Annotated in this window: 15 protein-coding genes; all 15 read left to right on the top strand. The window is 50.4% G+C overall.

The window, feature by feature from the left end; translation table 11 throughout:
- Positions 1 to 82: 82 nt before the first annotated feature.
- The 15 genes from B5E82_RS09930 (at position 83) to B5E82_RS09860 (ending at position 11,639) form a co-directional block, all read left to right on the top strand.
- The gene (locus B5E82_RS09930; protein ID WP_087307393.1) at positions 83 to 1,672 is read left to right on the top strand and encodes a capsid protein; all 1,590 of its coding nucleotides are present in this window, start codon (positions 83 to 85) and stop codon (positions 1,670 to 1,672) included.
- A complete protein-coding gene (locus tag B5E82_RS09925) occupies positions 1,629 to 1,823 on the top strand; it encodes a hypothetical protein (protein ID WP_242966297.1) in 195 nt (64 codons plus the stop codon). The genes B5E82_RS09930 and B5E82_RS09925 overlap by 44 nt, the downstream gene beginning before the upstream one ends.
- On the top strand, positions 1,807 to 3,432 hold the full coding sequence (locus B5E82_RS09920; protein ID WP_087307391.1) for a phage minor capsid protein: 1,626 nt from the start codon (positions 1,807 to 1,809) through the stop codon (positions 3,430 to 3,432). The genes B5E82_RS09925 and B5E82_RS09920 overlap by 17 nt, the downstream gene beginning before the upstream one ends.
- Positions 3,425 to 3,604: a hypothetical protein gene (locus B5E82_RS09915; protein ID WP_087307390.1), complete on the top strand. Its 180-nt coding sequence runs from the start codon at positions 3,425 to 3,427 to the stop codon at positions 3,602 to 3,604. Before B5E82_RS09920 ends, B5E82_RS09915 begins: the two co-directional genes overlap by 8 nt.
- A gap of 148 nt (positions 3,605 to 3,752) precedes the next feature.
- Positions 3,753 to 4,400, top strand: coding sequence for a hypothetical protein (locus B5E82_RS09910; RefSeq protein WP_087307389.1), 648 nt, complete (start codon positions 3,753 to 3,755; stop codon positions 4,398 to 4,400).
- A 15-nt stretch (positions 4,401 to 4,415) separates the two neighbouring features.
- Complete coding sequence (locus B5E82_RS09905) at positions 4,416 to 5,372, top strand: major capsid protein (RefSeq protein ID WP_087307388.1); 957 nt, start codon at positions 4,416 to 4,418, stop codon at positions 5,370 to 5,372.
- Positions 5,373 to 5,385: 13 nt separating this feature from the next.
- Complete coding sequence (locus B5E82_RS09900) at positions 5,386 to 5,790, top strand: hypothetical protein (RefSeq protein WP_087307387.1); 405 nt, start codon at positions 5,386 to 5,388, stop codon at positions 5,788 to 5,790.
- Between the two features lie 12 nt (positions 5,791 to 5,802).
- A complete protein-coding gene (locus B5E82_RS09895; RefSeq protein WP_087307386.1) occupies positions 5,803 to 6,189 on the top strand; it encodes a hypothetical protein in 387 nt (128 codons plus the stop codon).
- Positions 6,190 to 6,193: 4 nt separating this feature from the next.
- On the top strand, positions 6,194 to 6,532 hold the full coding sequence (locus tag B5E82_RS09890) for a hypothetical protein (RefSeq protein ID WP_087307385.1): 339 nt from the start codon (positions 6,194 to 6,196) through the stop codon (positions 6,530 to 6,532).
- On the top strand, positions 6,532 to 6,915 hold the full coding sequence (locus tag B5E82_RS09885; protein ID WP_087307384.1) for a hypothetical protein: 384 nt from the start codon (positions 6,532 to 6,534) through the stop codon (positions 6,913 to 6,915). The genes B5E82_RS09890 and B5E82_RS09885 overlap by 1 nt, the downstream gene beginning before the upstream one ends.
- On the top strand, positions 6,915 to 7,319 hold the full coding sequence (locus B5E82_RS09880) for a minor capsid protein (RefSeq protein WP_087307383.1): 405 nt from the start codon (positions 6,915 to 6,917) through the stop codon (positions 7,317 to 7,319). Before B5E82_RS09885 ends, B5E82_RS09880 begins: the two co-directional genes overlap by 1 nt.
- Before the next feature lie 10 nt (positions 7,320 to 7,329).
- Entirely contained in the window at positions 7,330 to 7,818 is a 489-nt protein-coding gene (locus tag B5E82_RS09875) for a phage tail tube protein (protein WP_087307382.1), read from the top strand.
- A gap of 20 nt (positions 7,819 to 7,838) precedes the next feature.
- Positions 7,839 to 8,132, top strand: coding sequence for a hypothetical protein (locus B5E82_RS09870; protein WP_087307381.1), 294 nt, complete (start codon positions 7,839 to 7,841; stop codon positions 8,130 to 8,132).
- A complete protein-coding gene (locus B5E82_RS09865) occupies positions 8,113 to 8,469 on the top strand; it encodes a Gp15 family bacteriophage protein (protein WP_087307380.1) in 357 nt (118 codons plus the stop codon). The genes B5E82_RS09870 and B5E82_RS09865 overlap by 20 nt, the downstream gene beginning before the upstream one ends.
- A gap of 197 nt (positions 8,470 to 8,666) precedes the next feature.
- Complete coding sequence (locus B5E82_RS09860; protein ID WP_087307379.1) at positions 8,667 to 11,639, top strand: phage tail protein; 2,973 nt, start codon at positions 8,667 to 8,669, stop codon at positions 11,637 to 11,639.
- Positions 11,640 to 11,653 lie beyond the last annotated feature (14 nt).

The raw sequence follows: 11,653 nt of genomic DNA, 5'->3' as shown, positions 1-11,653 counted from the left end.
CAGCGGTGAAAACGGCAATCATCTGCGGAACGATTATCATCTGCCTATGGATTATGGTACGCGGTGGAAAGGATGGAAGACAGTGAGGTGGCTGACGACGTTGAATGAGAACATCAAGCGGACGGTCCGCAGCTGGCTGAATGTGGTGCCGGCCAGTCCGTACAACATACAGATCAATGAGCTTCTGGATTTTGAGGCGAATGCTATCCGGAACCGGATCTGGTATCGGGGCGACAGCAGTGAGCTGGAGCAGCTTTATATGCAGAATCCTGAGGGCGCAGACAAATTCAAGTTCTGGGCCAGCAAGTGTACGCCGGGCATGGAGATGAGAAAGATTCATACAGGTCTTCCCGCTCTCATCGTGCGGGTGCTGTCGGCTATCGTGCTGACGGATATGAATGACTTCGGATTTACGAACGCTGGGCACGAAAAGCTCTGGAAAGAGATTGCAGAGGAAAATAAGTTCCAGAAGAAGCTGGAGAAGGCCCTGAAAGAAGTGCTGTATATCGGTGACGGCGCCTTCAAGGTCACGATTGATACTGAGATAAGTGAATACCCGATTCTGGAGTGGTATCCGGGGGAGCGGATAGAGATTGTCCGCCGGCGGGACCGGGTGCATGAGATTATTTTTAAAACGCCGTACAAATCCGGCTCTGGCGTCTACGTTCTGAATGAACGGTACGGTTATGGATATATCATCAATGAACTGTACCTGAATGGAAAACAGGTGGATCTGGGAGCAATTCCGGAAACCAGGACTCTTACAGACTGGAACTTTGATAAGGAGATCATGCTGGCTGTCCCTCTGCAGGTATATGAGTCATCCAAGTATGAGGGCCGGGGCGGTTCCATCTATGATGGAAAGCTGGACTGTTATGATGCCTTTGATGAGGTGTGGAGCCAGTGGATGGATGCGCTGCGGGCAGGCCGGGCAAAGTCTTACATACCGGAATGTCTGGTGCCGCATGATCCGGAAACGGGGCAGGTGATCCGGCCGAATCCGTTTGATAACCGGTATTTTGCCTCAGATAACGATATGTCTGAGAAGGCGGAGAACAAAATCAACACGGACCAGCCGGATATTCCGCATGAGAGTTATCTGGCTTCCTACTGCACGGCGCTGGATCTGTGCCTGCAGGGGATTATCAGCCCCAGCACACTCGGCATCGATGTGAAGAAGCTGGATAACAGCGAGGCGCAGCGGGAAAAGGAGAAAACCACGCTGTATACCAGGGACGCTATCATAGGAGCTTTGCAGGAGACACTTCCGGAACTGGTGAGCGTGACCATAAACGCCTACAATATTCTTCTGAAGAAATCAGTGGAAGAGGTGGAAGTGGATGTTTCCTTCGGCGAGTATGCCAATCCATCCTTCGAAAGTCAGGTGGAGACGCTGGCGAAAGCCCGCCCCGGGGTTCCGCTCATGAGCATCGAGGCCCAGGTGGAGGAACTTTACGGGGACAGCAAGGAAGAAGACTGGAAAAAGGAAGAAGTGGCGCGCCTGAAGGCAGAGCAGGGTATCGCTGAACTGGAGGAACCGGGAGTCAATCAGGCTGCCGGCTCTTTTCAGGTGAATCTGAAGGGAGGAGACGCAGATGAGGGTCAAGGTGGCGAGGCGGCTGTACCGGATGAGCCGGAAGGAATATCAGGGAATGCTGGAGCTGGCCAGTGAGCAGGTGCCTTTTGGAGTATATGCTGTTGAGAAAGCCGATTACGCAGAAATGCGCCACGACCGCTGCAGCAGTATGACACAGCTGAAGAGCCTGATCCGGCAGTTCCGGGCCCAGGGATTTAAGGTATATGCCAATGGCAAAGATAAATGATGTGTATGATATCGGCGCAGCCTTCGAAGCGATTGAGGATGAGCTGACAGCTTCCATGATCCGGAACATGAAACGTCATAAGGCCGAGGAGACAAAAGAGGGTTTTGAATGGGCACAGTGGCAGGCAGAACAGCTCCGTTTTCTGGAGGAATATAAAAAGAAAAACCAGAAGAAGTACGGAAAGAAATTCAAAAGCATCAACAGTAAGCTGGACGCTCTGATTCGCGCCGGCCGGGATGAAGGCGGTATGCAGCAGGAGATCCAGATTCTGAACGCCATAAAAAGGGGATTCAAAGGTGCAAAGAAGGTGAGCCGTGGAGCATCGGCAGAGTTCTTCCGTATCAATGACCGGAAGCTGGATGCACTGATAAAAGCGACGCTCTCGGATATGGAGAAAGCTGAGACGGCAGTGCTGCGTATGGCCAATGACCAGTACAGGAAAATCATCTTCAACGCTCAGGTATATGCAAATACCGGCGCCGGTACATATGAAAAGGCTGTGGATATGGCCACAAAGGACTTTCTGTCTGCAGGTCTGAACTGCGTACAGTATAAGAATGGCGCCCGGCATACACTTGCGGATTATGCGGACATGGCCATCCGGACGGCCAGTAAGAGGGCATATCTTCAGGGAGAGGGTGAGAAAAGGCAGGAGTGGGGCATTTCGACGGTTATCGTGAACAAGCGCGGGAATCCCTGCCCGAAGTGCCTGCCGTTCTGCGGGAAGGTACTGATTGATGACGTGTGGAGCGGCGGAAAAGAATCTGACGGACCATATCCGCTTATGAGCAAGGCTATTGAGCATGGTCTGTATCATCCCCGGTGCAAAGACAGCCACACGACATATTTTCCCGGAATCTCCACAGCAGATGATTCCTGGACTCGGGAGGAGCTGGAGGCTGTCGGGCAGGCAAACAGCCAGGAGGTGCGGCAGCAGTATGCGGCCAGACAGGCGGCAAAGTACGAGAGGCTGGCAAAATATTCTCTTGACCCGGATAATAGGAAACAATATGCAGGAAGGGCTGCGGAATGGAAAAAGGAGCTCAAAAGTCCGGAATATCTGCCGATTCGTAATTGGGAGAAGCTGGACATAGAAACTATGGAGCGGCTGGAAAAGGAAGTTGGCCGGATTCCGGAAAGCCATCAGGAATTCCTGGAGTCAGCAGGAGTAGAGCTGGAGGTAGTTTCCGGGGCGAATTCTTTCTACGATCCGAGAAACCGAACTATCTATCTCACGAACAATTTTGAAAGCTTCGAAGGTGTCCATGAGATTGCTCATGCGCTTGAGGATTTGCTTGATATCTGGGAGGCCCCGGAATTTCGCAAATTGGTAGAACAAATTGCTTCAGAGCATCCGGAAAAAGATATTATCTGGGACAGGGATACTTTTGTGAAACCAATCCGACGGATAAATGACAGAAGATTGGTATCAGAGTACCAGGGGCGTGTGTATTCTGATTTTGGCGAGACGGCAGACGGGCATGTGAATCCTGATGCGCTATGGGATTACTTCAGTGAAGGTTACCGTTGCTTTTTTGAGAATCCGAAGCTATTATTAGAAAAAGATCCTGATTTGTTTGCCTACATAAAGGAGCGGTTTGATGGATGAGAGCTTAAGAAATATCAGTTCGGAAGAGGAGCTGGTAAAGTATCTTGCCGAACACAGTGAAAAAAATGTCCCTTACACACAGGAAGAAAAAGAGCTTTTGGAGCGGACGCTCAAAAAGTTCGGACTGAGCAGAAATGTTCTGAGAACACACTATGATATTCCAAAGAAATAGAAGAGGGCACCGGTCACAGCCAGATCGGTGTTCTTTTTATGCCCAAACGCGAGCATGGCAATAAACTGCTGCGCGGCCGGCGACACCGATGAAAATGGATAAGCAGTAAAGAGTGACACTCTCAAAATGGAAAGGAGCACGAAACAATATGAAAAGAAGATTCCCGTTAAATTTACAGTTATTCGCAGAGTCATCCGGAGGCGGAGAGGGAAATGCCGGAGACGGAAACCAGAATTCTCCCACAAATCCGCAGCCGCAGAATGCACCGGCAATCGACTATGCTAAAATTCAGCAGATGCTGGAAGGTACGCTGGCGGCCAAAGAGGATACTGCTCTGAAGGCCTATTTTAAGCAGCAGGGGCTCTCCCAGCAGGAGGTGGAGCAGGCTATCGCAGCTTTCAAGCAGCAGAAGGCAGCCAACCAGCCGGATGTGAATGCTCTTCAGGGACAGGTTACGGAAGCCCAGAAGCAGGCGGCAGCCGCTCAGGCGGCGGCCCGGCAGGCGCAGATTGAGAGCGCGGCGACAGTGATGGCGGTGACACTGGGAATCGATGCAAAAACCATTCCTTATGTCCTGAAAATGGCTGATTTGGGCCAGGTGATGGGACAGGACGGGAAAATCAATGAAGAGACGTTGAAGACATCGCTTAATAAGGTCCTGGAGGATATTCCGGCTCTGAAGCCGCAGGCCTACGGTTCTTCCGGGTTCGTTCAAGTGGGAGCCGCTAACAATCAGCAGCAGGGAAATGAACCGGTGACCTTAAAGGGCGCGGTGTCTGAGGCACTGAAAAGGTAAAGGAGTGAAGAAATTATGGCAGTAACCCTGGCACAGGCAAAACTGAAGACACAGGATAAATTATCTATGGCAGTTATCGATGAATTCCGGAAATCCAGCTTTCTTCTGGACCATATGATTTTTGATGACTGCGTTTCCCCGGTGGGAAGCGGCGCGACTATGACATATGGATACTTCCGTGTGATTACGCCTTCCACCGCTGGTTTCCGCGCGGTAAATGAAGAGTATACTGCGAGCGAAGCTAAGAAGCAGAAGTACACCACGGACCTGAAGATTTTTGGAGGTTCCTTTGAGGTTGACCGTGTTATCGCAGATATGGGCGGCGTGGATGATGAAGTGACCTTCCAGATGCAGCAGAAAATCAAGTCTGCTTCCGCGTTGTTCTCCGAGACACTGATTATCGGGGACTCCAGCAAGGATGAGAAGGCTTTTGATGGTCTGGATGTGGCTGTAAAGGGCAGTTCCACGGAGTATAAACCTTCTGCGGCAATCGACCTTTCCACCACGGCGAAGGTTACGGAAAACTATCAGCTCTTCCTGGACCAGCTGGATGAGTTTCTGATGGGCCTGGACGGAAGGCCGGATTTTATCGGAGGAAATCTGAAGCTGATTGCGAAGATCCGTGCCTGCGCCCGCAGAGCCGGCATGTATCAGACGGCAAAGAATGAGTTTGGCCAGCAGGTGGAGAGCTATGGCGACATCCTGCTGGTGGATTTTGGGGAGAAAAGTGGTTCCAATGAGCCGATTGTAGCGACGGACAAGAGTACCGGAGAGACGTCTCTGTATGCCGCGAGAATTGCTCTGGATGGTTTCCACGCAGTTTCTCCCAGTGGTGCGCTTCCGGTGAAACAGTGGCTTCCGGATTTTACAGAAGCCGGCGCTGTGAAAAAAGGAGAGGTTGAAATGATTGCGGCCGCGGCGCTGAAGGCCACAAAGGCAGCAGGAATCATGCGCAAGATTAAGGTGCAGTAAGGAGGTGCTGTAGATGCCGAATGAAATGAAATACGGAAATGTAGACTGGCCGGATGGTTCCCCGATTGAAGGGGAGCGTCTGGCGACAGCAGGTGAATATACCGGCCAGCACAAAGGAACGCCCATGCAGGATGCTCTGGAAGAGGCGGACAATGAGGCATATCTGCGGGCTAGAGAAACGGTGCGGCTCGGCACCCTGACGCCGGATGCAGCGGATGACAATTTCCCGGATCGGCTGATTACAGTGGCATATACCGCTACCGGCGCCGTGACGGAAATTTCTTTATCCGGTGTGACCTACGACGCCGCTGGCAAAGTGTTTGAGAATGTCCCGAGTAAGACAGAAAGTTTTACTTTTAAGGATGGTGAGACACCCAAAACGGCCACAAATTCTGATGGAGAGTGGTCGATATCGTAAGGAGGCGGCAGAATGGCCTATGAACCTTATGTGACTTCGGAGTATTATCTGGATACTTACGGAGGAAGCCTGATTCCGGAAGACGAGTTAAAAAGGGCGCTGGTGCAGGCCAGCAGACATATCGATTCCCTGACTTACAATCGGATTGTGGGTCAGGGATTTTCGAACCTGACGTCTTTTCAGCAGGATGTGGTCCAGGAGGTGGTCTGCCAGCAGGCAGATTTTGAATATGAGAATGCTGACGAGATCAATACGGTTTTGTCAAGTTACAGTATCAACGGTGTTTCAGCGCAGTTCGGAAGTTCCTGGAACGTATTTACGGAAAAGGGCGTGGCGATGAAAAGAGATGTATATTCCCTTCTGTCCCAGACCGGGCTGTGCTGCAGATTGGCGAGGTGAGCGTATGAATTATCCATGTCTGGTGCCGAAAAGGCTTTGCAGGACAAAGATTCAGGTCTACCTGGCGTCAGAAGAGATTACGAATCTGGGGAAGCCCAGATACACGGCGGATCTGGAACTGACCTGTAATTTTCAGGACAAGGCCAAGACAATTCTGACTGCGGAAAAGAAACTGGTACAGATAACCGGGACAGCGCTGTTCCCCGGAGACATTGCGCCGGATATGCCGTCTCTTAGCGGTGGGACAGTTACTGTGTTTGGAGAAGAACGACGGATTGTCCAGGGAACAAAGAACCGGAATCCGGACGGTACTGTAAACTATTGCACGCTGGAGGTGATGTGATGCAGGTGAAATCCACGGTGAAGCTGAACATGGCGCGCATCCGGGAACTGACGCAGGCGGCTGTAACAGCGCTGGAGAAGACTGCGGACGCCTTGTTCCATACGGAAGTAGTGCAGGCTCAGGTCTTCCCTTTTCAGACTGGAAATCTGCAGAATGAGAGTACTTTTATAGACTACAGCGATTCTGCCAATGGAAGGGTAAGAATTGTATCGTCCACGCCATATGCCCGGCGGCTGTATTTTCATCCGGAATACCATTTTGATAAGGGCGAGAATCCCAATGCCCGAGGTGAATGGTATGAGGACTGGCTGCCTGGCGGAAGCAAAGCAGACTTTGCTCCGAAAGCATTCAAAAAATTCTATAAAGAGGAGGCGGGGCTGTGATGCTATCTCTGGGAGATATCCGCGAGTATATTGCGGGGCTTGGAATTGCGGAGGATGAGAAGGTTTACATAGGAAAACTCGATAATAAAAAGGAAAAATCCATCGGTGTGTACAACCGGAAAGGAGAAGGCCCGCCGCCGCTTCCTCTGGGCGGTCTGGATTATTCCTCGTATGACACAAAGCGCGTGTCTCTTCTGGTCCATTGGAACAAGGATGTTTTGGAATCAGAAAAGTCAGCTCGGGCATTATACGATGCCCTGTTAAAAGAAACCAGCCTGACGATAGGAGAAGAAGAAATACGTTTCTTAGTTCTGCAGGTTCCGGAGCCTGTGGATGTGGGAACGGACGATAATGGTATTTACGAATATGTGATCTGGCTGGATTTTATATTTCAGAGAAAGTGAGGATTGAGATATGCCTGAAGCAGCAAAAGGAAAAGTGTATCCGGTACACAATAATAAATTCAAGTTTGGTATAGAGGGTACCAGCAGTTCGGAAGATAAAATGGCCATGCCGGCGGATCTGGAAAACTTTGCGCCTGCCATCGATGGCACAGTGGAGGAATGGTACGCCATGGATGCCGAAGGATGGGCAAAGGCGGCTATGACAGGAAAGAAGCTGTCATTCAGCTTTAAGGGAAAGCGCTCTGTAGGAGACCCTGGAAATGATTATATCGCCGGCCTTGCCTGGAAATTTGGACAGGATGTTATGACAAAGTTCGAGTGGGAAATGGTATCCGGAGCTAAGCTGGCCTGTGATGCGGTTGTGAATGTCACGACGCCGGGAGGCGGAGATACTACAAACCTCGATACCCTGGAGTTTGAAGTAGTCTGCTATGGAAAACCGACATTTACGCCGGCACCATCTGAACCGTCAGGTACAGGCCAGCAGGGAACCAGCTGATAAAAAGGAGGATATGAATTATGGGAAAAGCGGTAGATATTACGGAAAAACTGACCTTTGATGAGAATCCGAAGCTTCTGATCAAAGGAAAGGAACTGGAAGTAAAGGCGGATGCTCCCACCGTTTTGAAGGCTATGAGCCTGATGGATTCGGATTCACAGAATGTAAAAGAGGTTATAAAAGCATATGAGTTGATTTTCCCGGAGGAATCCCGCCGGGAGATTGACAATATGAAGCTCAGCTTCAGAGATTTGATGGTTGTGATCCAGGAAGCAATTAAGCTGATTATAGGGGATACTTCCGGGGGAGAGTAATGACCCGTACTACGACTTATTTGAAGACTGGGGGCTGATAGTCTCCAGTTTTCTGACGCAGTACGGGCTGAGAATCCAGACAAAGGAATTTGAGACGGTCAGCTGGGACGAATTCTATGAGCTGCTGGCCGGAATAGCTCCGGAGACGCCTCTGGGGCGCGTGGTTGCTATCCGTTCTGAGACAGATGAAAAAATTATCAAGCAGTTCTCCAGAGAGCAGAGAAAGATCTACGATGACTGGCAGGAAAGGCAAGCCGCAAGGATGACTCCGGAGACATATCTGCAGCAGATGGAAGAACTGGAACGGATGATGGCCGCAATGTGCGGAGGTGGTTGACATTGAGAAAATAAAAGGGGCAGAGAAGGTCCGGTGTCCGTTCTGCGGGCATCCGGTTAATGCCATTAAGACGGAAGACGCTGCATGCAGGGGCGTCTTTTTCAAGTGCAAGAATAAAGACTGCAGGAAAGAATTTGAGTTAAGGCTTTAAGACGCTGTGCCGATGTGCCTGTCTTATGAAAAGGCAGGTGTGACACATGGCAGCAGACAGTGTAGGTCAGATTGGTCTTGACCTGGTCGTAAATCAGGGAGATTTCAAAAAGCAGATGTCGGGGATTCAGTCCCTGGCAAAAAAGGCAGGGGCGGCTCTGGCCAGCGCCTTTGCAGTTAAAAAACTGGTAGACTTCGGAGCTCAGTGTATTGAGCTGGGCTCCGATCTGGCGGAGGTGCAGAATGTAGTAGATGTAACCTTCCCGCGGATGTCCCGCCAGGTGGATGAGTTTGCTAAAAACGCAGCTCAGTCTTTTGGCCTGTCTGAGACCATGGCCAAGCAGTTTACCGGAACGTTTGGCGCTATGGCAAAAGCTTTCGGTTTCGGGGAGCAGGCCGCTTATGAAATGTCAACAACCCTGACTGGTCTGGCCGGGGACGTGGCTTCTTTCTATAATCTTTCCCAGGATGAGGCATATACAAAACTGAAATCCGTATTCACGGGAGAAACAGAAAGCCTGAAAGACCTGGGCGTGGTTATGACTCAGGCAGCCCTTGACCAGTATGCTCTGGCCAATGGATTTGGTAAGACCACGAAGGCCATGAGTGAGGCCGAGAAGGTGGCCCTGCGGTATCAGTTTGTGCAGGACCAGCTGTCCCTGGCATCCGGAGACTTTATCCGTACGTCGGATTCCTGGGCCAATCAGGTCCGCGTTCTGAAACTGCAGTTTGACAGCCTGAAGGCGACCATCGGGCAGGGACTCATTAATGTCTTGACACCGGTAATCAAGGTCATTAATACGATTATCGGGAAGCTGATGAGCCTGGCCAATGCCTTTAAGTCGTTTACGGAGCTGATTACCGGAAAGAAAGGTTCCGGAGGTACATCGGCAGCGGCAGCAGGAATGGAGGCGGTGGCCGGAAGCGCGACCGACGCAGGGACAGCGGTTTCAGGAGCCGGCAGCGCGGCAAAGCAGGCTGCGAAGGACCTGAAGACGGTCACGACCGGAATTGATGAGCTGAATATCATTGATCCGGATGTGGATATTGGCGATTCCGGAGGTGGCGGCGGCTATGGTGCGGACAGTTTTGATATGGGAGAACTGGACACTTCTCCCGTGGATGAGCTGGATGCGCGGTATCAGGCACTGATTGACCGGATAAAAGAACTGCAGGCCCTCTTTAAAGAAGGTTTTCAAATCGGCTTTCAGAATCAGGAAGGCCTTGAGATTATTCAGGACTCTCTGAGAGGAATCAAGGAGAGTTTTATTGATATATTTACAGATCCGGCGGTGCAGGAGGCGGCCAATGGCCTTCTGGATTCTTTTGCGCTGAATCTGGGAAAGATAGCCGGAGCCTTTGCTTCTGTCGGTGTTACGATGGGGGCAAATCTGCTTGGCGGCATAGATTCATATCTGAGCAGCAATGCCGGATATATCAAGGAAAGACTGGTTAACAGCTTTAATGCGAAAGAAGATATCTTAAACGCATGGGGCAGTTTCGCAGTTGATTTTGCGGACGTGTTCAAGGTCCTTGAAGGCGAGACCGGACAGCAGATCACTGCGAATATTATTGAGATTTTCTCCAATGCGGCGCTTGGGGCTGAAGAGATTGTCAGTCGGGATTTTGCGAACATCTCACAGATGATCGCAAACGTATTTTCTGCCAATAAGGATAAGCTGAAAAACACGCTTTCCGGAATGCTTGAACCGCTGGAGACGGTGACAGGAAGTCTGGCAGATCTCGTCACCAACACATTTAGCAGGATATCTCAAACTTATGATGAGTATATCGAGCCTGCGTACGAGCGATTTACTGTCGGATGGCAGGAAGTTGTTTCAGGGTTCCTGGATGCTTACAATGGGTATCTGGCGCCTACGATAGATTGGATAGCGGAACGTTTTTCTGCGCTGGCATCTGACTATATTCAGCCTTTACTGGATGCATTTCTGCATTTGTGGGGAGCGGCCACGGAAGCGGTTGCAGCTTTCTGGGAATTTATAAGTCCCTTTGTGAGCTGGCTTTCAGAAGTGTTTTTTGCGGAGATTTCAACGCGGCTGTCGGAGTTGTGGGCGCAGTTTGAAGGAGTTTTTAGTCTGGTCTCTACATTGCTGACCGGATTCATGGAGATTGCAGCATCCTTTATTGAGTTTCTGGTGAATGTATTCACTGGAGAATGGAGCGAGGCATGGCTGAATATCCAGAACATCGTAAATATTGTCTGGAACACGATTCAGACGCTTATTAATACAGCGCTGAATACAATCCGGAATATTATCCGGAACACTCTGAACACGATAAAAAATAATGTTTCAGTTGTTCTGAACGGTATCCGAACCTTGTTTGAGCAGATTTGGAATTTGATCCGGAATCTGACCTCAGCGATATGGAACGCGATTTCAGGCGAACTGTCAGTAATCTGGTCGAATATCAAGACTGCGGCGAGTGAGAAATTTACGCAGTTAAAAGACGGAGTAATAAACACCTGGAATGAACTAAAGGATAAGACCAAGAGCATCTGGGATAGTATATGGGGGTCCATTAAGGGGGTGATTAACAGCATTATCGGCGGTGTAGAAAATATGGCCAATAGAGTTGTGGACGGAATTAACTCCATTATTAGTGGGATCAATTCTCTTGTCGAGCCTCTTGCTGAATTTGTCGGTCTGCCCTCTATTCCTACGCTGTCTCACGTGAGCCTTCCCCGTCTCGCGCAGGGCGGCTTTGTGAGGGCGAACACTCCTCAGCTGGCGGTTATCGGCGATAACCGGCGCCAAGGAGAGATTGTGGCTCCGGAGGATAAGATGCAGGCTATGGCTGACCGGGCCGCTGCATTGGCCGCACAGGCAGGTGGCTCTGGGATGAGTGAGCAGTATCTGTCAGTTATGGTTGAACTGCTGGAACGGATCATTGAGCTGATTGAGCAGATGGATCTGACGGTGAATATTGATATCCGAGAGATAAAGAAACGGCTGACAGAGCTTGACAGGCGCAGCGGATACACGCTGCGGACTACATAAAAGAGGTAGATAAT

The sequence above is a fragment of the Lachnoclostridium sp. An138 genome (assembly GCF_002160765.1).
GTDB classification, from domain to species: Bacteria; Bacillota; Clostridia; order Lachnospirales; family Lachnospiraceae; genus Laedolimicola; species Laedolimicola faecalis.
This window is presented reverse-complemented; position numbering and strand designations above follow the sequence as displayed.